21 protein-coding genes are annotated in these 23,937 nt (G+C 43.1%); 10 read left to right on the top strand and 11 right to left on the bottom strand.

Annotated features, from left to right (window positions below):
• Window positions 1-108 precede the first annotated feature (108 nt).
• Window positions 109-1,383 carry a peptide antibiotic transporter SbmA gene (gene sbmA, locus AC0L46_RS05355; RefSeq protein ID WP_473506334.1) on the top strand — a complete coding sequence of 425 codons (1,275 nt, stop codon included), beginning with the start codon at window positions 109-111 and terminating at the stop codon, window positions 1,381-1,383.
• Between the two features lie 104 nt (window positions 1,384-1,487).
• Here the strand turns inward: sbmA and AC0L46_RS05360 are convergent, their stop codons facing one another.
• From AC0L46_RS05360 to AC0L46_RS05370, 3 genes are all read right to left on the bottom strand, one after another.
• Window positions 1,488-1,697, bottom strand: a complete 210-nt coding sequence (locus tag AC0L46_RS05360) for a hypothetical protein (RefSeq protein ID WP_414682659.1) — start codon at window positions 1,695-1,697, stop codon at window positions 1,488-1,490.
• Between the two features lie 170 nt (window positions 1,698-1,867).
• The gene (glnE, locus tag AC0L46_RS05365; protein ID WP_473506336.1) at window positions 1,868-4,795 is read right to left on the bottom strand and encodes a bifunctional [glutamate--ammonia ligase]-adenylyl-L-tyrosine phosphorylase/[glutamate--ammonia-ligase] adenylyltransferase; all 2,928 of its coding nucleotides are present in this window, start codon (window positions 4,793-4,795) and stop codon (window positions 1,868-1,870) included.
• A 62-nt stretch (window positions 4,796-4,857) separates the two neighbouring features.
• Window positions 4,858-5,811 (bottom strand): CYTH domain-containing protein, encoded by a 954-nt coding sequence (locus AC0L46_RS05370; RefSeq protein ID WP_473506338.1) that lies wholly within the window; start codon window positions 5,809-5,811, stop codon window positions 4,858-4,860.
• A gap of 128 nt (window positions 5,812-5,939) precedes the next feature.
• On the opposite strand from AC0L46_RS05370, the gene argE reads away from it, so the two are divergent.
• Complete coding sequence (gene argE, locus AC0L46_RS05375; RefSeq protein WP_473506340.1) at window positions 5,940-7,109, top strand: acetylornithine deacetylase; 1,170 nt, start codon at window positions 5,940-5,942, stop codon at window positions 7,107-7,109.
• Window positions 7,106-8,428, top strand: coding sequence for an amino-acid N-acetyltransferase (argA, locus tag AC0L46_RS05380; RefSeq protein ID WP_473506342.1), 1,323 nt, complete (start codon window positions 7,106-7,108; stop codon window positions 8,426-8,428). Before argE ends, argA begins: the two co-directional genes overlap by 4 nt.
• Window positions 8,429-8,496: 68 nt before the next feature.
• On the opposite strand, the gene AC0L46_RS05385 is transcribed toward argA, so the two are convergent.
• The 5 genes from AC0L46_RS05385 to rpoE all read right to left on the bottom strand — a co-directional run bounded on the left by AC0L46_RS05385 (window position 8,497) and on the right by rpoE (window position 12,745).
• Window positions 8,497-9,903: a DegQ family serine endoprotease gene (locus tag AC0L46_RS05385; RefSeq protein ID WP_473506344.1), complete on the bottom strand. Its 1,407-nt coding sequence runs from the start codon at window positions 9,901-9,903 to the stop codon at window positions 8,497-8,499.
• Window positions 9,904-9,964: 61 nt separating this feature from the next.
• Entirely contained in the window at window positions 9,965-10,432 is a 468-nt protein-coding gene (locus tag AC0L46_RS05390; RefSeq protein WP_317004872.1) for a SoxR reducing system RseC family protein, read from the bottom strand.
• Window positions 10,425-11,462 (bottom strand): MucB/RseB C-terminal domain-containing protein, encoded by a 1,038-nt coding sequence (locus tag AC0L46_RS05395; protein WP_414682718.1) that lies wholly within the window; start codon window positions 11,460-11,462, stop codon window positions 10,425-10,427. Before AC0L46_RS05395 ends, AC0L46_RS05390 begins: the two co-directional genes overlap by 8 nt.
• A 6-nt stretch (window positions 11,463-11,468) precedes the next feature.
• Complete coding sequence (locus AC0L46_RS05400; RefSeq protein WP_473506346.1) at window positions 11,469-12,155, bottom strand: RseA family anti-sigma factor; 687 nt, start codon at window positions 12,153-12,155, stop codon at window positions 11,469-11,471.
• 2 nt (window positions 12,156-12,157) lie between these two features.
• Window positions 12,158-12,745: an RNA polymerase sigma factor RpoE gene (rpoE, locus tag AC0L46_RS05405; RefSeq protein ID WP_414682652.1), complete on the bottom strand. Its 588-nt coding sequence runs from the start codon at window positions 12,743-12,745 to the stop codon at window positions 12,158-12,160.
• A gap of 234 nt (window positions 12,746-12,979) precedes the next feature.
• Between rpoE and nadB the strand changes: the two genes are divergently transcribed.
• On the top strand, window positions 12,980-14,575 hold the full coding sequence (gene nadB, locus AC0L46_RS05410) for an L-aspartate oxidase (RefSeq protein WP_473506348.1): 1,596 nt from the start codon (window positions 12,980-12,982) through the stop codon (window positions 14,573-14,575).
• Here nadB and AC0L46_RS05415 read toward each other — a convergent pair.
• Together AC0L46_RS05415 and AC0L46_RS05420 are read right to left on the bottom strand one after the other, a co-directional pair.
• Window positions 14,572-14,964, bottom strand: coding sequence for a hypothetical protein (locus tag AC0L46_RS05415; protein ID WP_473506350.1), 393 nt, complete (start codon window positions 14,962-14,964; stop codon window positions 14,572-14,574). The genes nadB and AC0L46_RS05415 overlap by 4 nt on opposite strands.
• A 40-nt stretch (window positions 14,965-15,004) precedes the next feature.
• Entirely contained in the window at window positions 15,005-15,274 is a 270-nt protein-coding gene (locus AC0L46_RS05420) for an FAD assembly factor SdhE (RefSeq protein WP_473506351.1), read from the bottom strand.
• A gap of 328 nt (window positions 15,275-15,602) precedes the next feature.
• Between AC0L46_RS05420 and AC0L46_RS05425 the strand changes: the two genes are divergently transcribed.
• The 6 genes from AC0L46_RS05425 (at window position 15,603) to AC0L46_RS05450 (ending at window position 22,325) form a co-directional block, all read left to right on the top strand.
• The gene (locus tag AC0L46_RS05425) at window positions 15,603-16,925 is read left to right on the top strand and encodes an ABC transporter substrate-binding protein (RefSeq protein WP_414682648.1); all 1,323 of its coding nucleotides are present in this window, start codon (window positions 15,603-15,605) and stop codon (window positions 16,923-16,925) included.
• Between the two features lie 99 nt (window positions 16,926-17,024).
• Window positions 17,025-17,885, top strand: a complete 861-nt coding sequence (locus tag AC0L46_RS05430) for a carbohydrate ABC transporter permease (RefSeq protein WP_347984573.1) — start codon at window positions 17,025-17,027, stop codon at window positions 17,883-17,885.
• Window positions 17,886-17,896: 11 nt separating this feature from the next.
• Window positions 17,897-18,727 (top strand): carbohydrate ABC transporter permease, encoded by an 831-nt coding sequence (locus tag AC0L46_RS05435; RefSeq protein ID WP_414682647.1) that lies wholly within the window; start codon window positions 17,897-17,899, stop codon window positions 18,725-18,727.
• A gap of 18 nt (window positions 18,728-18,745) precedes the next feature.
• Complete coding sequence (locus AC0L46_RS05440) at window positions 18,746-19,840, top strand: ABC transporter ATP-binding protein (RefSeq protein WP_473506354.1); 1,095 nt, start codon at window positions 18,746-18,748, stop codon at window positions 19,838-19,840.
• 1 nt (window position 19,841) lies between these two features.
• On the top strand, window positions 19,842-21,272 hold the full coding sequence (locus tag AC0L46_RS05445; RefSeq protein WP_473506356.1) for a mannitol dehydrogenase family protein: 1,431 nt from the start codon (window positions 19,842-19,844) through the stop codon (window positions 21,270-21,272).
• Between the two features lie 153 nt (window positions 21,273-21,425).
• The gene (locus AC0L46_RS05450) at window positions 21,426-22,325 is read left to right on the top strand and encodes an AraC family transcriptional regulator (RefSeq protein ID WP_473506358.1); all 900 of its coding nucleotides are present in this window, start codon (window positions 21,426-21,428) and stop codon (window positions 22,323-22,325) included.
• Between the two features lie 76 nt (window positions 22,326-22,401).
• Here AC0L46_RS05450 and xylB read toward each other — a convergent pair whose 3' ends face one another.
• The gene (xylB, locus tag AC0L46_RS05455; protein ID WP_473506360.1) at window positions 22,402-23,895 is read right to left on the bottom strand and encodes a xylulokinase; all 1,494 of its coding nucleotides are present in this window, start codon (window positions 23,893-23,895) and stop codon (window positions 22,402-22,404) included.
• Window positions 23,896-23,937: the final 42 nt, after the last annotated feature.

Raw genomic sequence — 23,937 nt, forward strand, 5'->3', positions numbered from 1 at the left:
TGATTGTGCTTATTCATGGACTGGTTTAAGCTCCTATAAAGCGCCATTATACATTTTCGAGTAAATCAATGGCTTACGCACTATTCACCAATATAGAGAAGCTAAACTGTGTTTCAATCTTTCTTTCCCAAACCTAAGCTCTTTTTTATAAGTTTCGCCCTTTGGGCAATTGCATGCGTTCTAGGCTGGTATCTTATTGCCCAAGACCTTGGAGCCAGTTTAAGTTTAGGCTCACTGTTCGGCATTAATTTCCCCGAAGCACTAACCGAAGGTGCGGACGCCGCAGCTCAAGTCGCTTTTACAAGCGCACAAAGCACCGCGCTAGATATTTGGCTATATCAATACATGATTCTTTGTTACGGATTATTTGTCGGTGCTTGGACTATTTACGGCGGACAAAAGTGGGCGAAATGGTCTGTTTCTGGATCCGCGTTAATTGTTTTCATCACTTGGTTCCAAGTACAAGTGAGCGTCATGCTTAACGAATGGTATGGCAGCTTTTATGACCTTATTCAAAAGGCATTGGGCGAGCCAAATAGTATTCCTTTGGCTGATTATTATGCCGAGCTGTCCACTGTAGCAGTCATCATTTTAGTCGCCATCACAGTGTCTGTATTAAGTAACTTCTTCATTAGTCATTACGTTTTCCGCTGGCGTACTGCGATGACAAGTTATTATTCCTCAAAATGGGATAAAGTTCGTCACATAGAAGGGGCATCTCAGCGTATACAAGAAGACACCATGCGCTTTGCCTCTATCGTCGAAGGCTTAGGTGTTAGCTTACTTAGATCCGTTATGACCTTGATTGCCTTTTTGCCTATTTTGTGGGGATTATCTGGCTACGTTAAAGAGTTACCACTAATTGGAGAAGTTCCTCAAGCCTTGGTCTTCACGGCAATTATGTGGTCTGTTTTCGGTACTCTTTTACTTGCTCTTGCTGGTATCAAACTGCCAGGACTGGAGTTCAAAAACCAGCGTGTAGAAGCCGCTTACCGAAAAGAACTCGTTTATGGAGAAGATCATGCAGACCGAGCAGATCCGATCACTTTAAACGAGCTATTCGACAACGTGCGTAAAAACTACTTCCGTCTGTATGCCAATTACCTCTACTTTAATATCGTGCGATACGGCTACTTAAACGTAGGTCAGTTTGTGCCATTGATTGTGCTTGCGCCTTCCATTATCGCGGGCGCTTTCACCCTTGGTGTAATGCAGCGAGTTATGAATGCCTTTAACCAAGTAGAAAACTCTTTCCAATATTTGATTAACTCTTGGACAACAATCGTTGAACTACTGTCGATTTATAAACGTTTAAAAGCGTTTGAAATGGCCATAAATGAAAACGAAGCCAAGCTAGATTTGGACTCTTCGAGCACAGATTAATCAACAAGATTAAAGACACAAAAAATCCCTGATATGTTTCACCATAGCAGGGATTTTTTTAAATACGTTTTGTATTCTTTGCACTTAACTCTTTAGGTGAATGATCAAACGTTGATGTTGATATTCTGCCCTAAGTTATCTGTCGTTGTATGTGATCCGCTACTTGCTGCCGGTGTTACCGACTCAACAGCTCGCTCCAACAATTCAAGGTTTTGGCTACCTTCTTGTTGTTGAGCTCGTTTCGCTAAGCTCGCGCTGTATACTTCGCTCGCATAATCCATTCCTGGACCACCGCTTACGCCGTTTACTTCCATTTTCATCTCCTATTCACTCGAAGCCATCAGCTTACTTATGTTAGAGAAAAGATTTATATCCGCATCTAACTGTCTAATAAATCACCAATTAAAATCAGTATAGCTGTGTAGCGTATAATTTACGACCACCTTTTTGTAACAAAGCAGCTCTGCAACGAGTTCCGCTCTCTTTAAATAGAGTCATCTGTCACAAAAGAGCCCCAATATTGGCTCATCAGAGTTTGCCTTTGCACCAAGGTATCGTCTTGGATCACTCGCCCTTGTTGCTGGAGATTCAATCGATGCGCTCTCGCCCTGTAAAGAGTGTAAGTTTCTATCATCTTGTCTGCTTTGTCTGAATCTAACAAACCAACTTGTGAAGCCGCTTCCAATTGACGAACATTATCCGAGAAGCGCATCAGCTCTGGGTATTTGTGAGACCAAGCCAACACCAAATACTGAACCATAAATTCAATATCAATAATGCCACCAGCACCTTGTTTCAGATCGAAGCCTTTGTCTTTGCCACCAGTGTCTAAATGAGTACGCATTTTTTCGCGCATTTTAATCACTTCAGCTTTGAGCTCCTGCTTATCTCGCACCGTAGAAATAACCTCTTTTCGACAAGCTTCAAACTGAGCCAGCAAACCAGACTCTCCTGCTAATCCTCTCGCTCTGGTCAAAGCTTGATGTTCCCAAACCCAAGCTTCTTTTTGTTGGTACTCACGAAAAGCATCCAAAGTTGAAACTAACAAACCAGAATTACCAGAAGGTCGTAAGCGCATATCTACTTCGTATAAGCGCCCTGCTGCGGTAAAACTGGTGATCATGTGGATTAACCGCTGCCCTAGTCGTGTATAAAAGGTCAAATTATCCACACTGCGTTCACCATTAGTGCTACCCGTTGATTCAGCTCCGTGGATAAACACCAAATCCAAGTCAGAATCATAACCTAGCTCCCAACCACCAGATTTACCATAACCAATAATTGCCAATTGAGGAGCATGGGACACTTCCCCGCGGCTGACAGGATAGCCATATTTTTTCGTCATGCTATACCATGATTGCTGCAATACTTGCTCTAGCAGCACTTCAGCCAACCAAGTTAAGTGATCGCTCACTTTCATAATCGGCAATATATCCGTGATATCACAAGCGGCAATACGCAAGATAATCGAGCGCCTAAACCGACGCATAGCATCCATTTGAGCTTCTTCATCATCTTCCGGTAAACACAATAAGATCTGCTGTAATTCTTCCACTAACATGGCTTTGTCTGGCGGCGAAAACAAAGTGTTGGCATCTAGCAATTCATCCAACAAAGCAGGTGTTGTTGAAATAGCTTCGGTAAACCAAACACTTTCTCGACATAAACGAATCAGGTGTGTCATGGCCGTCTGGTTTTCGCACAACAAGACCAAATAAGCAGTACGACGAAGTACGGCTTCTAAAATTGGAAAAACCCGCTCCAACACCAAATCAGGCTTACCTTCATTTGCCAGTTGAGACATAAAAGACGCCAAAAATACCGCTAACCTTTCATGCCCAATTGGCTGCATAAAAACAACGGTTCGCGAACCTAAAAGCTGAGCAATACGTTTAACAACAGCGTCTTTATCCTGCCAAACAATGTGCTCTATCGCGTCTAAAATGGCTTCTGAATCTTCAGGGTGTTTTATAAGCAGGCGCCACGTTTCTTGGTGTTTAACCTCTTCTGTGCTGTCTTCACCGTCATCGATGAGATCCACAAAACAAGCGTGAACTTTTTTACGCACTTCCCATAAACGCTCATCCAATGCTTGCCACGATGGATAACCTACCATCAACGCAATACGCAAACGGGCTTTATCACTGTCTGGCAATAGCTGAGTTTGTTCGTCATTGACTGCTTGTAAAGCATGCTCTGTTCGCCTTAGTAATACATAAGCCTCTTGGAGCATACCCACTTCTTCAGCAGACAAATAATCTTGCTGAGCAAGATAAGGCAGCACTTTTAATAAAGAAGGGGTTTGTAGACCTTGATCGCGACCGCCGTGCAGAATTTGTAATGCTTGAGCAATAAACTCCACCTCGCGAATGCCACCTTCGCCAAGCTTGATATTGTGCTCAATACCTTTACGACGGACTTCTTTGGCAATCATTTGCTTTAAGTCTCGCAATGCGCCTATCGCACCAAAATCGAGGTATTTACGGTAAACAAATGGTTTTCGTAAGGCTTCAAACTCACGGATATCCAGTTCACTGCCAGACATCACTCTGGCCTTAATCATGGCGTATCTTTCCCAATCTCGACCTTGATCTTGGTAATAGTTTTCAAGGGAATCCATATTCAACACAAGCGCCCCTGATTGTCCGAACGGACGCAAGCGCATATCGACACGGAAGACAAAACCATCAGCCGTGACTTGATCCAAATGCTGAATCAATTTCTGCCCTAGCTTTGTAAAGTACTCTTGGTGAGAAAGGCTTTTCTTACCGCCTTGTGTATCGCCATGTTCTCGAAAGGCAAAAATAAGATCGATGTCTGAAGACAAGTTCAGCTCATGACCACCTAATTTCCCCATCCCAATAACAATTAAGGATTGCGGCAAACCATTGCTGTCTAACGCTCTGCCATACAAAGAAAGATAGTTTTGCTCTGTCCATGCCAAGCTGGCGTTCACACAAGCATCCGCCAAACCACTAAGACGGCGAGTCAATTCTGCTAACGGCAGACGTTGCTGAATATCCAAAGCAATAAGACGCACCATCCACCAATGTCGATATAGACGCAAACGCTTTAGAAGCGAAGCTTCATCAAACTGATCGAATTCATCTTTAGGGCATGCTTCTGGCTCAAGTGCAAAAGACGCTTCTCCCGCCATTAATGCCGCTTGAGAAGGCGACTCAGGCAAGGTTTCAAGAACCAATAAATCGTCAAGCCAATGGGGAAAACGCACGCATTGTTGATGTACATAATCACTTAATAGCCAAAGCGGCTCCAAAGCCTTAATTTGCTCTTGGCCTAGCGGTGATAAACATGCTCTTTCTCGCGCATCTTGAATGTGCTCCAGCAAGAGCTGAGAATCGCTTTGTTCGTGAAAAAATGCGTAACTTGAATTCAAATCAGGTGATATCAAAAGGCCGCCCTCAGAAAATAGATCTTTCTCAAGTGAATCGTTATTGTTTTATTGATCGACGTTTAGTCTGTATGAACTTGTTTATTTAGCCATTGCCCAACTTCCAACATGGCGATGCCAACCGATGTCATGCTCATCAGTTTTTTAATCGTAAGTAGTTCTTCTTCCATAAAGCATTCATCCATTTGCCCATCCAAGCTTATCAATTGCTTTTGAAGCTCCGCGGGTAAATATTTGCCAAGTTCTTCAATCGAATGACGTACTGGCTGAAGTAACGCTTCATCTTGCATAAAGTGCATGGCTTCCCAATATACGAGCCAGACTTCATACCAATAAGAAGCCAACTCCAATCTAGAGGCCATATTCAGAGGTTTTTCGGGAAATTCAATCTGTCCATATTTCAAACGCACACCTTTTTGCGCCTTTGAAACGGTACTCACTTGTACAGGGATTTGCTGCGCAAGCTCAAGAGCAAAATGATATAAACCAGCCTCACTTCCATCTTTGAGTTCTAGTTCCAACTCACAAATAGAATCCTCACCGTAAGGCGACGTCACTAAGCCGTGATCGCAAACCACCTCCATTGTTGAGCCTTGGGCTTCTATGTTCCAAACCTGTCGCTCAAAGTCTGTTCGATAAACTTCCACAAGCCTATTCGTCCAAGACATGTCTTTTAGCTCATCAGGAAGTGGGACTTCTGCCAATAATGAAAAATCCAGTTGGTCAGAAGGAACCTGCCATTCCCATTCACCACGAGCATGCATACCAACACGGCTGCTGCCGCGCGTTTTTACCGTTTGAATGAATTTGTTATTCACAGCACGAATGCGCATTGCGATCCCGGCTTTCATTAAATCTGCCTCTTCTGTATCGAAATAAGCATTCATTAACGACAAGGTAGGCTGACGACTTTGCTCTTCATTGTCAGAAAGTGTACAAATTTCATCAAGAAAATCGCTGGCAGACTTGAGATACTCAGACTGAACCATTAACTTAAGTTCTAGCTCGGTAGCCATAATAGATAAACCTCTAAGCACTTCATTGTTTATTCAACAACAAAGAAAAATATTGTTGTTGTAAGTGTACCAGATGCCTAGCTTCCAGTAGTAATATTAGGGAATCTCTCGGATTCAAGGAAATCCTTATGCCAGCACTTCCATCACTTATCAGTATGATGACGCAATTAATTGCGTCGCCCTCTATCAGCTGTAGTCAAGCAAGTTGGGATCAGTCGAATAAAGGCGTGATTCAGTTGCTCGAAAGCTGGCTTACTTCGCTCGGTTTCGCATGCGAAATCATGCCTTTGCCAGACCAGCCCAATAAATTTAACTTAATTGCGACACTTGGCAGTGGTGATGGTGGTTTGGTGCTATCAGGCCACACAGACACAGTACCTTACGATGAAGGTCGCTGGAAATCCGACCCTTTTGCCTTAGAAGAAAGAGACCAAAAATTATACGGTCTGGGTTCTTGCGACATGAAAGGCTTTTTCGCAATTGTATTGGACACAGTTCAGCAAATGCAGCTTAGCGACTTGAAGCAACCGCTCATCATTCTAGCGACCGCAGACGAAGAAAGCTCCATGTCTGGCGCACGAGTTCTGGCAGAGCAAGGTTCCGTCAAAGCCCGCTACGCCTTGATTGGCGAGCCGACTTCCTTAACGCCAATTCATGCCCATAAAGGCATCATGATGGAACGCATTCAAGTAACAGGGCAAGCTGGCCATTCATCTAATCCAGCATTAGGTAATAATGCGATGGATGCCATGCATTCCGTCATGTCTGAGCTGATGACATTTCGTAAACAACTTAAAAAACAATACCGTGACGCTAACTTCGTGATTGACTATCCGACCATGAACTTTGGCTGTATTCATGGTGGCGACAATCCAAACCGAATCTGTGGTCGTTGCGAATTAGAATTTGACCTAAGAGCGTTGCCTGGCATGAGCAATCAGTCTCTCATGGCTGAAATCGCACAAATATTGCCAAGCATTGAAGAGCGAACAGGTACGACAATTCAACTGAATAGCTTATTCCCTGATGTGCCCTCTTTTTATACTCCGATTGAATCGGATATCATAAAAGCATGTGAAGCGCTTACTAAGCGTCAAGCCAGTACCGTTGCCTTTGCAACAGAAGGCCCTTTCTTAAATCAAATGGGCATGGAAACTCTAATACTTGGGCCTGGCTCTATTGACCAAGCTCACCAACCAAACGAATTCATGGCGTTGGATCAAATTCAACCTATGCAACAGGTAATACGTGGTTTAATCGAACGTTTTTGCCTTCAATCACACGAGCAGAAAAAATGAGGAACAGCGTGCCTGACGAACTCAACTATGTAGATTGGTTCCGCCATTCATCCCCCTATATCAACGCCCATAGAGGGAAAACCTTTGTCATCTTGATTCCTGGTGAAGCGGTTGAATGCGCTCACTTCTCAAGCATCATCCACGATCTAGCCTTACTAGACTCGCTTGGTATTCGCTTGGTTCTAGTACAAGGCGCACGCCCACAAATCAGTCGAGTACTTACTAACCGACACTTAACAAGCAAAGTAGAAGAAGACTATCGCGTCACGCCACAAGATCAGCTCCTTGATGTCATCCAAGCTTCGGCTGCCGTACGAGTCCAACTTGAAGCACAACTATCAATGGGACTTTCCAATACGCCTATGGACGGCGCTCGCCTCAAAGTGTGCAGTGGCAATTACGTGATTGCGAGACCTTTGGGCGTGGTTGATGGCATTGATTACGGCCATACAGGGGAAGTGCGTCGAATTGATACCGAAGCTATTTTCCGCCTTCTGGAAGATGACAACATGGTGCTGCTGCCACATCTTGGCTTTTCGCCAACAGGTGAAGTATTTAACCTAAAAAGTGAAGACGTTGCCCTTCAAGCCGCAGTTCAATTAAAGGCCGATAAGCTGATCATTTTTTCAGAAGAAGAAGGCATATTTAAAGAAGATGGTGAACTTTACTCAGAGTTACTCACCAAAGATGCTGATCTGATTCTCAAGGAAAGAAAACTAAACAGTGTGACTCACGCTGCTTTAGAAGCTTGCGTTCAAGCCGTTCGCCAAGGCCTGCCAAGAGCGCATTTGATTTCATACAATGAAAACGGTGGGTTATTAAGAGAACTTTTCACTCGTGAAGGTTCTGGAACCATGATAGACGAAGACAGCTACGAGCAATTACGTCCCGCCCAAATTGATGATGTTGGCGGCATGATGGCGTTACTCGCACCGCTCGAAGAAAAAGGCGTCTTGGTTCGACGCTCAAGAGAGTTGCTTGAAAATGAAGTCGATCGCTTCATTGTTATTGAACGAGATGGGGCTATTGTAGCTTGCGCAGCACTTTATCCTTTTGAGCAAGAATACGCTGGAGAATTGGCATGCTTAGCGGTTTCACCAGATTATAGAGGCTCCAACCGAGGTGAACGCTTACTTAAAGGCATTGAGAAAGCGGCTAAAGCGTTGAACCTGTCGACACTCTTCTTACTAACCACAAGAACCGCTCACTGGTTTATCGAACGTGGTTTCAGTGAGACGACATTGGCGACTCTGCCGACCAAAAAACAAGCACTGTACAATTATCAGCGTAACTCAAAGATTTTCTCTAAAGCGCTTTAGTTTTTGAGCTTGAACCAAAAAAGGAGATCCAATTGGATCTCCTTTTTATTGGCTAATTTCTTGCCTTATTACTCGATTATCTTAAACGGAATAAACATTGGGTAACCCTGTCTAATAACTCGAATTGGAACAGAGCGACCATTCGGAATGTCTTTCGCTGTAGCAGTAAAGTCAGATACTCCTTCAACGCGTTTACCATTTAACATGGTAATCACATCACCTTGTTGAAGGCCATTTCGAGCGGCTGTACCACCTATAATCTGTTCGATTACAACACCACCTTCGATATCAAACTCTTTTGCCATATCAGCAGGCACTTCGCCCACTATCATGCCAAGTCGATTTTGATCCTGTTGTGATTGCGCCAATACTTTAGGGTCACTTGGGCGTTCATCTAATGCCACGCTAATAGTTTGCTCTTTACCATCTCGGTAAACTTTCGCATCGACTTTATCGCCCGCTTTTAGCTGCCCAACCACATAAGGTAATTCACCAGAGTGCTCAATGTTTTCGCCATTGAACATCATAATGATATCACCAGGTTTCAGGCCTGCTTTTTCCGCAGGAGAATCAGGCAATACACGACTAATCAAGGCACCGTTTGATCGATCTAAACCGAAAGATTCTGCCAAATCATTACTGACGTCTTGAATCAATACACCCAACCAAGCTCGAGACACCTTGCCTTCATTTTTAAGCTGATCAGCCACGGACATTGCGACTTTAGAGGGAATAGCAAAAGACACACCCATAAAACCGCCAGAGCGAGTATAAATTTGCGAGTTAATTCCGATCACTTCACCATCTAAATTGAATAAAGGACCACCAGAGTTACCTGGGTTAATAGCAACGTCTGTTTGAATAAACGGCACATAGCTATCAGAAGGTAAATTACGACCAGTCGCACTGACAATACCCGCCGTCACTGTGTAATCAAAACCGAATGGCGAACCAATTGCCAACACCCATTGCCCCGGTTTCAACTTGTCCGAATCACCCATTTTTACAATAGGAAGATCTTCTGCATCTATCTTCAACAAAGCCAAATCGGTTCTAGGGTCAGTACCAACCAATTCAGCCAAGTATTCACGGCGGTCACTTAAACGCACATGAATCACGTCCGCACCGTCGATAACATGGTTATTCGTTAGAACATAACCATCATGAGAAATAATAAAACCAGAGCCTAAAGAGCTTCTTTGTCCTTGTTGAGGCGCTTGCTGACCAAACGGCTGTTGACCAAAAAAGTGCTTAAAGAACTCGTTAAGCTCTTCACTATTTGGGCCAAACTGCTGACCATTTTGATTGGCTGTTTTGGTTGTGATTGTTTGCTCTGTGCTGATATTCACAACAGCCGGGGAAGCCTCGTCCACCAACTCCGTGAAGTCAGGTAGTGAAGCCGCGTGGGAAAGCATAGAAACCATCATAAAAGTACTGATGACAACCATACCAAGGTGTTTAAGCAATCTGTTCATTGATTGGTCTCCTTAAGACATACCAAGTTCATTACAGTGCCAGGTGAAGATGATTCATCACTTATGACGTTACAACCAAAGGGATTTGGTGATTTTCTTGTGATGCAATTCTGAGAATCTTAGGGTAGTAATCAAGGTTACTTTCTTCCTGTTTGGACTTACGCCTTGCTAATAACAAACCACCCGCAAAACCAATAATCGATAAAATAACCGCGACACCAGATCCGCCACCCCATATCGAGGGCAGAACAGCACCGCTAACTAAGCCAAGCAATGGGATCAAATACATCCAGACAGATGCTTGTAATAAGGTATCTTCAGGTATGCCGACAACGACTTCCTGACCGACTTCCACCATGAATGGGTCAACCGCTCGCATTCTCATACGGTTAGCCGACGACACTTGTGCAATTGCATGATGACCACACCCGTGACGAGCGCGACAAGAAGTACAGCTGCTAGTACGTATGGTTTCTACGTCAGCAAATCCATTCTCTATTGATAGGACCTTTCCAGTTTCTTCAATCATGATCTTGCCTTGGCATAAATACAGACATTAACTTTTCTATGGTTGCTTGTGGGACTTCACCAACCATAGTTAATAGATACAACTGATCTTTTATTGTAAAGCTACGTTCCCCTGCAATGGTGGCACCAGTGCGGAAAATCGACATTTCTTTCTCTTTCGTTGCCGGTTCCACAAAAACAGATACGGTTGCCATTCCATCCGATAAAAGCAGCATACTTGTACCATGATTCAGCGCTCTTGCTTCAGGCCAAACCAAAGAAAACCCTGCTGGCAACCAATCAAAGCGCCATAAGTTTTTTACTCGTCTAGGCACGGCTTTTACAACAGGTTCAGAATAACTCCCTTGTTTTGGGGCAAAATCTTCCCGTTTCAAGTCGGGAGAAAAATTCACCGAGGTAAACTGGATTCTTTCCAACAGTTTGCCATCTTCTTTCATCATGTCGTGTTTCAGTAGAAAATGGTTTTCCTCGTCTAGCCAAAACTCATGACCATAGCGATATTCATCTTTTGGTATCAATCTCACAACAACAGCGTCACGTCCCGCAATTCGGCTGACACCTTGCCCAACAAGCATTTCATAGCCCTTTATTAAGCGATCACTTTCTACGTCTTTAAAACGCTTAAAAGGTGGCACTAATGGCTGGCTCATGTTCGCTACAGACGCATTGGGATAAACACAAATGATTGTGTCATCGACTCGGAGAACTTCAACCTTATCACCATCTAAATCCACTAAACTTTCATATTCGACGCCATCCATAACCCCATGACGAACTCGCATACTGTTCATATTCATGGCTTCTAAATGGATAAAGACTCCATCGTATTTCAACCCTGCAAACGACTGAGTCATATTGCTTAATAGCTCCAGCGCAGAGGAAGATGAAAGTCCTAGAGCATGGCTGTTTTTCGGCTCGTTATGATTATTTGAAGAAAGATCATTCAAAGGCAAACCGCTAGCGGATACAACGCCAGAAATCAGTATGCATGCCAGAAATAGGATAAAACTTCGTAATTGCAAAACCACCATAATCACCTATTCTTCCACTGGATAGCTAACAACGCGCGCCATAGGAATCATCCCTTGCCCAACCGCCATCGCCGCTTGTTCTGCATGCTGGCGCAAGTAATGCTGCAACCTAATATTATCGGCTGGTAAGGCTTCATTTTTAAGCTCATCCAAAGACGCTATAGCTGTGTCTGTCACAATCGAAGGCTCCTGAACGTCAGCAACCACCGCGGTTGTATTCGCTTCGGGAGTAAGTAATAAATTGCCACCAAAAATCACCACAAAAGTCACACTCGCTGCGATCGCCACATTAGAAAACATTGTTTTCCACGTAAATGGCATGACTTTCTGAGCAGATTCTTCATTGTCCAACAGTTGGTCATTCGCAACTTTTAGGTCTTTCGTGATGCTTTCTGGCACTTTTTCCAAAGAAGTAAAGTGATGGCTGCTTGCATCAGACATATCTTCTTGCAATGCATCTTCAGCATCAATTTCTGCTCGAATACGAGACACCAAACTATCTTGCAATCCAATCGACACTTTGGACTCTTTATGCAAAGTCTGCTGGATCAAGTGAAAACTCTCTAACTGCCGATTGATCTCAACATGGCTTTCGCTAAGCAAAGACTCAATATCTTGCTCTGTTGCTTCGCCATCAAACATTGCAGACAAACTAGAAGGTGAGGCTAGGGAATGATCGTTTGTCGTTGCCATGATTACTCTCCTGACCCCATCAAGGGGCGTATGTGTTTTTCAACGGCTTCTCGCGCGCGAAAAATACGTGATCGAACCGTCCCAACAGGACAGTCCATAATTAATGAAATATCTTCGTAACTTAATCCATCAAACTCTCGCAGAGTTAGTGCACTGCGCAATTCCTCTGGCAAATTTTTGATGGCTTGATGCACCGCCTTTTCAAGACGGTCAGTGTTTAAATTTGCTTCAGGTGTGTCGATATCCGCCAAGGCTTCATAGGCACAAAAAACTTCTTCATTATCAAGTTCAACATCAGATTCTGGAGGTCGACGGGAACGACTAACCAAATAGTTTTTTGCCGTGTTAACCGCTATTCGATATAACCAAGTATAAAATGCGCTTTCACCACGAAAGTTCCCAATGGCACGATAGGCCTTAATAAAACTTTCCTGAGCAACATCCAATGCTTCACTTCTATCTTGTACATAACGCCCAATCAGGCTTACTACTTTGTACTGATACTTAGCAACTAAAAGGTCAAATGCTCTCTTATCGCCCTGCTGTACTTTCTCAACTAACGCCTGATCGGAAGACGTTTCGTGCTGCATAGGCACCTCATACTAAACTCTTATTTTTCATGTGTGCCTCTTTGTTGAATATACAGACAACAAGGAGGCTTACGAGTTCCCAATGAGAACCGCCAATTCGGTCATTTATAACCAAATGCTTCATTTTTACAAAAACTATTTAGAATAATGAAAATGGAATAGACAGAAAGTATTCACTATTACTGATCAACAATAGTAACATTCATTTCTTAATCACAATATTAGATCAATACCATGAGTCGACATTATCAACACGACATCGTCATTATTGGCGCCGGCGCGGCTGGATTAACACTCGCTTTAGAACTCGCAGATAAACACAGCGTCGCCATTTTAACAAAAACCGACATACGTGAAGGGTCAACTTTATACGCTCAAGGTGGCGTGGCGGCCGTATTATCAGATACGGACACGATTGATTCACACATCAATGACACAATCGATGCCGGTGTTGAATTGGGCGATCCAGAAGCGATCCGCTTTACTGTTGAACATTCTAAAGAAAGTATCGACTGGTTGATTGATCAAGGCGTTCCTTTCACTCGCTATGGCGAGGGAGACGAATACCACTTAACAAAAGAAGGTGGCCACAGCCACAGACGCATTATCCATAGCGCCGATGCAACAGGTCTAGCCATTTCAAAGACCTTAATTAAAAATGCGACGGATCACCCTAATATTGATTTTTACCCTGATCGTGTCGCTATCGATATCGTCACCACGAAAAAATTGGGACTTCCAGGTGAAAATCGCGCGGTTGGCGTTTATGCACTCAATCAAGAAGACGATGTTATTGAAGCCTTTCATGGCCAGTTCATCTCCTTAGCTTGTGGCGGCAGCAGTAAGGTCTACTTATATACAAGCAATCCAGACACAGCATCCGGCGATGGTATTGCAATGGCTTGGCGAGCAGGTTGTCGGGTGGGCAATATGGAATTCAACCAATTCCACCCTACTTGTTTGTACGACGCTAAAGCGAAAACCTTTTTAATATCTGAAGCTGTTCGAGGAGAAGGCGGCAAGCTCTTACTTCCGGATGGCACACGTTTTATGTCGAAGTTCGACCCACGAGCAGAACTGGCTCCTCGTGACATTGTCGCTAGAGCAATCGACCATGAAATGAAGCGACTGGGTATCAATCACGTTTTATTGGATATTTCCCATAAAGACGAAGACTTCATTAAAGAGCATTTCCCAACCATCTATAAACGCTGCTTGGAATACGGTCACGATATGACAAAAGGCCCGATTCCTGTCGTCCCCGCGGCTCACTACACTTGTGGTGGCGTTGTCGTAGACAAACACAGCGCAACAGACATAGACAACCTCTACGCTATTGGTGAAACCGCTTACACAGGGCTGCATGGTGCAAACCGACTAGCCAGTAATTCATTGTTAGAATGTATTGTATTCGCCCGATCTGCAGCAGACCACATAGCCAAACATGACAACAAACACGAGAAAATAACCATTCCAGATTGGGATGAAAGTAAGGTCACTAACTCGGACGAGGATGTGGTGATCACGCACAACTGGCAAGAGTTAAGACGTTTCATGTGGGATTATGTCGGCATAGTAAGAACAGACAAGCGCTTATTGAGAGCCAAACACAGGGTCGATCTCTTACTTTCTGAGATTCAAGAGTTTTACGCGAATTACAAGGTATCGAACGATTTGCTGGAACTGAGGAATCTTGCGATGGTGGCAGATTTGATCATTCGCTCGGCCATGTCTAGAAAGGAAAGCAGAGGGTTGCACTTCACCTTGGATTACCCTAATAAACAGGAACCGAGTTCTCCAACAATATTATCACCTCACAAACCAAGCTAATCCTTCGAGAAGCTTTTCCTTGCTTCTTCACTGCGGCTCAACAAGATTTGTTGCGCCGCAAAGGATTGCAACATTCTGTACTTTTCTGCGCTCACACTATCACAATAAACCACATGAAATTGTGGCCAAAGCCATCCCAATAACTTTGATTTTTGCTCTCGTTTAGCAATGAGCTGGAAACTATTTACTCTGACAAACAGTAACCTTACAACACGACCTCGCCTACACAAAAAAGCGCCATCAGCATCAATGCCAATTTTCGCTTTGTTCTGTTTGTGTCGATAAAGCAAGAAAGCAAAGCCCGACAAAAAAGTACCGAGCAGTAGACATGCCCGCAACAAAGCAGGCATCCAGAAGAGTTGAAAAAGTGCTGCATAGGAAAGAAACATGACGCCCCACAAGCAGCAACTGATTTTAGAGAAATTTAGCTCAGTGGTTTTCAGGCTGTACACGGGTCACAATAATATCAACAATACGAGCCAAATCTGGATCCTGTGGCACGTCAGTTTGCATAAACCACAAGAATAAATCTTGGTCTTCACACTCTATGAGCTTATAAAAGCGCGCTTTATCTTCTTCATCTAGGGTCAAAAAAACTTCATCTAGAAAAGGCTCTAATAAAAGATCCAATTCCAACATGCCACGACGGCAATGCCATTTTAGGCGCTTAAAGCTTAATGAATCTGCAGTTTCCATCATAAAATCACCTTTCGAATACATACTTTTGCATTATAGCCATTTCTCACACAAAAAAACGCAAACCCTTACGCTAATTAACTGAGGCAAATCAGAAAAAGTTCTAATATGACGAAAGATAAAATGGTCAAAGCCTCGAAAAACGCATATTAAATTGACTTTATTTTGTCAGTAACAATTGAAATGAAACAAAATAGTACATATATTGGCAATTTATGTATTAACGCGTCAATTGTGAGATGACCTATATTAGGTTCCACTTGGTGATACTTCACTGAGAAATTAGGTCAAATTATATAAAAACAAAGAAACTCCAAACTGGGAGAAACCTATGAAAAGCCTTACTAAAAATACTTTAGCTTACGCGGTATCCATCTCTGCAGCCATGACGGCAGCCAGCACTACCTTCGCAGAAACTCAAATCACAGTGGCCACTGTAAATAACGGTCACATGATTGAAATGCAAAAACTTACTCCAGAATTCGAAAAAGCCAACCCAGATATCAAAGTGAAATGGGTGACTTTGGAAGAAGGTGTATTACGTCAAAACGTTACTCAAGATATCGCTAACAAAAGTGGTCTTTATGATGTTATGACAATTGGTATGTACGAAGCGCCTATTTGGGGCGATCGTGGTTGGTTAACTCCTATCGATGTTAGCGGCTCTTACGATGTACAAGACATTCTGCCTTCTATCCGTCAAGGTTTATCTCACGAAGGCACTCTATACGGCGCACCATTCTACGGTGAAAGCTCTATGGTTATGTACCGTAAAGACCTAGTGAAAAATGCAGGCATGACAGTAAGTGATCGTGATAGCTGGGAGCACATCCGTGATGTTGCAGCCGCTGTACACAACCCAAGCGAAGGCGTTTACGGTATTTGTTTACGCGGTAAAGCTGGTTGGGGTGACAACATGGCACTTATGACAACTATTGCTAACTCGTTTGGTGCTCGTTGGTTCGATGAGAACTGGAAGCCACAGTTAGAATCAAAAGAATGGAAACAAGCCGTTTCTTTCTATGTTGATCTTTTGACTAAGTACGGCCCTCCAGGTTCAAGCAGCAACAGCTTCAACGAAAGTTTGGCGTTGTTCAACGAAGGCAAGTGCGGCATGTGGATTGACGCAACAATCGCAGCGTCTTTCGTAACTGATCCATCACAAAGTAAAGTAGCTGATCAAGTAGGTTTCGCTCAGTCTCCTATCAGCGCAACAGACAAAGGCGCTAACTGGCTTTGGTCTTGGTCTCTAGCAATCCCAGCAGCGACTAAGAAAGCAGAAGCGGCTCAAACGTTTGTTCGTTGGGCGACATCTAAAGAGTACATCCAGCTAGTTGGTGAAACAAATGGTTGGGCTGCAGTACCTACAGGTACTCGTTCTAGTACTTATGCTAATCCTAAGTTCCAAGAAGCTGCTGTTTTTGCAGACGCAGAGTTGAAAGCAATCAATTCAGCTGATCCAACTGACAGCACATTGAAACCATCTCCTTACGTTGGTGTTCAATTCGCAGCGATTCCTGAGTTCCAAGCAATTGGTACAACTGCAGGACAAATGATTTCAGGCGCTCTATCTGGCTCTATGTCAATAGATCAAGCTCTAAAATCTGCGAATATCTCTGCTGATCGTCAAATGCGTCGTGCAGGTTACTACTAGTCTAGACTGACTAAGAAATAGGGCTATTTAGCCCTATTTCTATCTAATTCCGTCCGCTTTCAGGACGAGCTTTTCTGCTTATAATAAGAGACATATAACATGAAGCGTTCAATCACTCGCTTATTAATGGCGCCGTCTGTCATCCTGCTTTTAGCTTGGATGATCATACCTTTGTCCATGACTATTTACTTTTCGACTATCGAATTTAGTGCGTATAATCCAGATCAAAATGACTTTGTTGGTTTGCTAAACTTTGAGTTTTTCATTACTGATCCAGCATTTTTACCTGCAGTAACAAATACATTAATCCTGCTGCTATCTGTTTTGTTCATTACAGTGGTATTCGGTGTCATTTTATCAGCACTGATTGACAAGCCTTTCTTTGGTCAAGGTATTGTTCGAGTATTATTAATCTCACCTTTTTTCATCATGCCAACCGTCAATGCATTGATTTGGAAAAACATGATGATGAATCCCGTGTATGGCATCTTTGCTTGGATATCCACCTCATTAGGGTTAGAGCCTATTGACTGGTTGTCTACTTATCCGCTTATGTCAATCATCATAATGGTGAGCTGGCAGTGGCTACCATTTGCCATTTTAGTTTTTGTAACGGCTCTTCAGTCACAAGACACTGAACAAAAAGAAGCGGCTCAAATGGATGGCGCAAATGGCTTTCATATATTCCGCTACCTAACCGTTCCTCACTTAGCACGCCCTATTGCGGTCGTTGTTATGATTGAGACTATTTTCCTATTAGCTGTTTTTGCTGAAATCCTTGTGTCTACAAATGGTGGACCAGGTTATGACAGCACAAACCTAACCTACTTAATTTACAATCAAGCGCTTCTACAGTTTGATGTTGCAGCAGCTTCTGCTGGTGGCCTGCTAGCGGTTGTACTAGCAAATATTGTCGCCTTCTTCTTAATTCGTGCCGTTGGCAAAAACTTAACGGTGTGAGGTAAATAACCATGACTCTTACTCAACAACGCAAACTAAAAACGATAATAACAGGGCTTTTCGCTTGGACGGTGGCATTGGTTTTATTCTTTCCAATCTTCTGGATGTTTATCACCTCTTTTAAAACAGAGCTTCAAGCGATTTCCACTCCACCGTCATTGTTCTTTGAGCCTACTTTGCAAAACTTTGTAGAAGTACAGGAACGCAGTAACTATCTACACCATGCTCTTAATTCTGTCGTGACGGCATTTGGTTCAACTATTATCGCTCTGATCATTGCGATCCCAGCAGCCTACTCAATGGCCTTTTTCCCTGGAAAACGCACTAAAGACATTCTTTTGTGGATGCTATCTACAAAAATGCTACCGGCTGTTGGTGTATTAGTACCAATTTACATCCTTTGCCGTGACTACGGGTTATTAGACTCTCGTACTGCATTGGTGATTATCTTCACCTTGATGAACCTACCAATCATTGTGTGGATGCTGTTCTCTTACTTTAAAGACTTGCCGAAAGAGATTTTAGAAGCAGCTCGTATGGATGGCGCAACACCTTGGGATGAAATGATAAAAGTGGTTATGCCTTTATCAGTTGGTGCCATTTCATCCACTGCACTTTTATCTATCGTTTTGTGCTGGAATGAAGCCTTTTGGTCTATCACCTTAACCGCGTCAGAAGCAGCACCATTGACAGCGATGATCGCATCCTACTCAAGCCCTGAAGGTTTGTTCTGGGCGAAGCTATCTGCTGCATCAACTTTAGCGTGTGCTCCAATCGTTATATTCGGTTGGTTCTGTCAAAAACAATTAGTCCAAGGCCTTACATTCGGCGCCGTAAAATAATTATTAGGAAGTTTTCTCATGTCTTACTTAACTATTACAGATTTACAAAAACATTATGATAGCTACCACGCTCTACGTGGTATTAACCTAACCATTACTGAAGGCGAGTTCGTTGTTTTTGTTGGGCCTTCAGGTTGTGGTAAATCAACATTATTGCGTACCATCGCAGGACTTGAGTCCAGCTCTGGTGGTACGATTGAACTAGATAATCGTGACATCACTGAATTAGCGTCATCAAAGCGTGATTTAGCAATGGTGTTCCAGTCTTACGCTCTATACCCACACATGACAGTGGCAGACAACCTATCTTTTGCTCTACGTCTTGCAAAAATCCCAGACGATGAGATCCAAGAGAAAGTGCGTTCTGTATCTGCTTCATTGCAACTTGATCCATTACTAGATCGTAAACCAAAAGAACTGTCTGGTGGTCAGCGTCAACGTGTTGCTATTGGTCGTGCGATTGTGCGTCAACCTAAAGTCTTCTTATTCGATGAGCCTCTATCTAACCTTGACGCAGCACTTCGTGTACAAATGCGTCTTGAGTTAGCTCGTCTACATAAAAAACTTGGTACAACCATGATTTATGTAACCCACGACCAAGTAGAAGCGATGACACTAGCAGACCGAGTTGTTATCTTGAACGCTGGTCAAATCGAGCAAGTAGGCACGCCACTAGAATTGTACCGTCAGCCAAACAGCCGATTTGTTGCTGAATTTATTGGTACGCCAAAAATGAACCTTATCCCAACAGATAAAGCGACATTAGAAGGTGACAGCCTAGCCATTGGTTTACTTGGCAAGCACATTGACTTCCCTGCTAAACGCCTAAAAGAATCTCTATCTGCTTCCACTATTCTTGGCATCCGTCCAGAGCACATGCAACTGGTTGAGCAAGATGGTGATATCGTAGGTCGCATCGAGTTAATCGAGCATTTGGGCTCAGAAGCTTATGCACACATTCAGCTGTCTAATAACCAAACAATTATTGTAAAAGCGGCTGCACGTAGCGAATTGCAAGATGGCCAAGAAGTTAATATCAAAATCGATATTGATGAAGTCATCCTATTCAATGAAAACGATCGTGTGATTTCGGTGATCCCTGAGGAAGCGTAACATGTCAAATCATCTTCAAGCTTCACTTAACCAAGACCAACTTTCTGTTCAAAACTATCAGAAAGATGCTGTTCAGGCTGGAGTCGTACATTTGGGCGTGGGTGCATTTCACCGCGCCCATCAAGCAGTCTATTTTGATCGTCTATTAGCAAATGAAGACGAACAAAACTGGGGAATCATTGGCGTCAATATTCGCCCACAAGACAGCCAAGCTTTTTCACGCTTCATTGAACAAGATGGCGAATACGTTTTAAAAACCATGGCAGCAGATGGCGAAACAAATTACGAACACATTCGCTCTCTGATCAAACAAATTGATGGTGCACAAGCTCCAGACGATGTTGATAATGCGCTTGCAGATGCTAGCATTCAGCTTGTTACCTCAACAGTAACAGAAGGTGGTTATTACCTTGATGAAAACCGCAAGTTAATGCTCGATCACCCAGCTATTAAAGGAGACATAGAAGGTACAAGAAACACTCTTTATGCTTTCTTGTACGCTGGCCTGAAGAAACGCAGTGAAACATCCAAAGCAAAAATCACACTATTATGCTGTGACAACCTTCGCCACAACGGTGAATTATTGCAAGCTGGATTAATGCAGTTCCTAGAAGCCAAGCAAGACATTGAACTGGCTAACTGGATCAAGCAAAACGTGTCTTTCCCTTGCTCTATGGTAGACCGCATTACACCAAAACCAAGTCAGCAACATGTTGATGACGTTCAGTCTCGCTTCGGTGTTGATGACCAAATGACGGTTATGGGTGAAGATTTCATCCAGTGGGTTGTGGAAGACAATTTTGCCGGTAAAAAGCCATCTCTTGATAAAGTTGGTGTTCAATTTGTTCAAGACGTTGTGCCATTCGAAGAAGCTAAGATTCGTATTTTGAATGCAGGCCATACTTGTGTCACTTATCAAGCGGCGCTAAAAGGTCTGACTTACTTTGATGAAGCAATGCGTGATGAAGAACTACACCAGTACTTCAAAGACTTCATTTTACAAGATTCGATTCCAGCCATTGGTGACTCTGTCGTGGATTTACCAGCTTACTTAGACATCATTGCAAAACGCTTTAGCAACGCCAATATTGGTGACACTGTTGAACGTATCTGTAGTGATGGTTATGCCAAATTTCCGATTTTTGTTTTCCCGACATTGGAAGGCACATACCGTAAAGGCAGAACGCCAAGTAAGACAATTCAAGGCATCGCTAGCTGGTTTACATTTATTCAGTTAACGAATGAAGGTAAAATAAAGACTCAATATCATGAACCAAGCAAAGCCGAAGTAGCTGCTTTTACTAACACTGCAGAAGGAATCAACGCTTTTGTCACAGACAGTTTTTTGTGGGGCAATGTACCGACAGAATTCCCTGAGTTTGTAACTCAATTGACTCAAGCTATTCACGCCAATATGGAAAAGTACGCTTAGGTAGCTACTACCTAGCTCAAGAAGCAAACTTTGGCCAGCCTATGTTTAATGGGCTTTTGCTTCTTGAGCCTCTTAATTAAAAATAAGAAAAAATGGCAAGGTAAAAATAGAGTCTCCACTCTGTACCTTGTTTTGTTAATACGGGAAAGTACTATGACCACTACAGCCAAACGCCTCACACCAGAATATGAGCTTGTCGACGACAACGAAACCATTCGCTATCAAGAACATGGATATCCATGCGATCTTATTCGCTGGCACGCCCATGACGATTACGAGCTTCATTTTATTGTAGCGACATCAGGTAAAGTATTTATTGGTGACTTTATTGGTAACTACTCTCCCGGACAACTGATCTTAACAGGGCCAAGGCTTCCCCATAATTGGATCTGCCAAAACGACCAAGAAAGTGTTGAAACCCGCGATATGCTGATTCGTTTTGATCACGAATCTTTTTCAAATGGTATGAAAATCATCCCTGAGCTCGCTGAAATTCTTCCTATGCTTGCTAAGGCAAAATCGGGCATCGAGTTTTTTGACCTAGACCCGGAGTATCTAAAAGATATTTTTAGAAAAGTACGTGATACCAGTGGTTTATCTCGCTTAATGGTCGCTTTGCCTTTATTACAAAAACTGGCAAAAACACCAAATTACCGCTTACTTTCTACAGTACAAATTGACTTAAAATCCAATGAAACATTGCAACGTAAAATCAATACTGTTGTAGATTATGTCTCACAAAATTACAGCCAAGACATCACGCTCTCCAGCGTAGCTAGCTTAATTGGTATGTCAGATAGCCATTTTTCACGCTTCTTTAAAAAAGCGACTGGCAACCGTTTTATCGAATTCGTAAATCGCGTTCGAATCAGTCGTGCATGCAGCCTGCTAACAGAAACTGACCAACAAATTGCAACCATCTGCTTCCAAGTAGGCTTTAACAACGTGGCTAATTTCAACCGACGTTTTCACGAACTAAAAGGCGTCACACCAAGAGATTTCCGCTCTCAAAGCAACATTCGCATCGATGGTTTAGCAACCGTTACACATTGATTCCTAAACGAATATTCACAAAAAAACGCCGCTTAATATTAAGCGGCGTTTTTGTTTTCACATACTAAAAGAGACGTTAAATAGACGATAACGTCATGAGCTCTGCATTAAGCATATGAGTCGATTGATAAAGCTTTTGGAATAAAGCGTACTTCTTCTTATAATACTCAGCCGTTGTTGCATCAGGCTCATGAGTTTCTAGAACTTCTGGCATAGTGCAATATTCTTTTATAAGCCACTCGATATCTTTCCCTTGGCTTTGCTGCTCGCCCAATAATGCCAACCTTGCGGCACCCAAACCAGGACCCACATCGCCACCATCACGGTAAATTAATCGTTTCTCAAGAACATTCGCTATAATTTGACGCCACATAGCAGAACGCGCACCTCCTCCAATGAGTGATAACTCACTCACTTTACTGCCCGCACTCATTAACGCATTTTGGCAATCCAGCAGAGAAAACGCCACACCTTCTAAAATCGCTAACGTCATTTCCTCTCTACTTGAGGAGTTAACAAGTCCAACAAATTGGCCGTTTGCCAGAGGATCATTATGAGGCGTACGCTCACCATTTAAATAAGGAAGAAACACAACATTGGTTTTCTGTACATCAGACTCTTCTAGAGAATCTAACAACTCAGGAACAGTTTTATCCACCAGCTTGGCAAACCAAGCCAATGAGTTCGCCGCACTTAATGTCACTCCCATTTGATGCCAACGATTCGGTAAAGCATGGCAAAACGCATGCACTGTGTTTTGGGGATTCGCTTTATGGGATTCACTTACGGTGAAATAGACGCCAGATGTCCCTAGAGAGATAAAGCCTTGCTCTGGATTCGTTACACCCATACCAACGGCTCCAGCTGCATTATCCCCAGCCCCAGCAACCAGCGGTAACTTAGGCAAGCCTAGTTCATTGGCAACATCAGTGGATAACTCTCCCACAAGAGCACAACCTTCATAAACCTTTGGCATGTTGCTTTTAGTTAAACCCGTTGCGGCTAACAATATATCATCCCATTGGCGAGTCTCTGGATTGAGCCACAAGGTACCTGCGGCGTCTGAGCAATCAGAAGACATAAAGCCAGTTAGTCGATATGCAATGTAATCTTTAGGTAACAATACGAACGCAAGCTTTTCAAAAATATCTGGCTCATTCTCTTGTACCCAGCGTATCTTAGGTGCAGTAAAGCCGGACATAGCAAGATTCCCGGAGCGTTCAATTAAGTCTGGATATTCTTCCATTAAAGCCTGACATTGTGCCTGACTTCGACCGTCGTTCCACAAGATGCAAGGACGTAAAACATTGCCATCTTTATCCAATAAAGTGGCACCATGCATTTGTCCAGATAAACCTACCGCTTTCAGCTTAGCCAAATCAAAGCGCTGCTGTAATTGCTCAATAACATCAACACACGCTTGCCACCAAGATAAAGGGTCTTGCTCTGACCAAGTTGGAAAAGGTGAGCCAGTCAATAAAGAAGCAGACTCCTGCGCTAATACATTTCCTTTTTCGTCAATTATGACGCCTTTTAAACCCGAAGTTCCAAGATCAAGACCTAAATACATACCTATACTCATCTCATTAAAGATACTAAGTGAAACTGACGC

It is taken from the genome of Marinomonas sp. 15G6-16, from assembly GCF_055809555.1.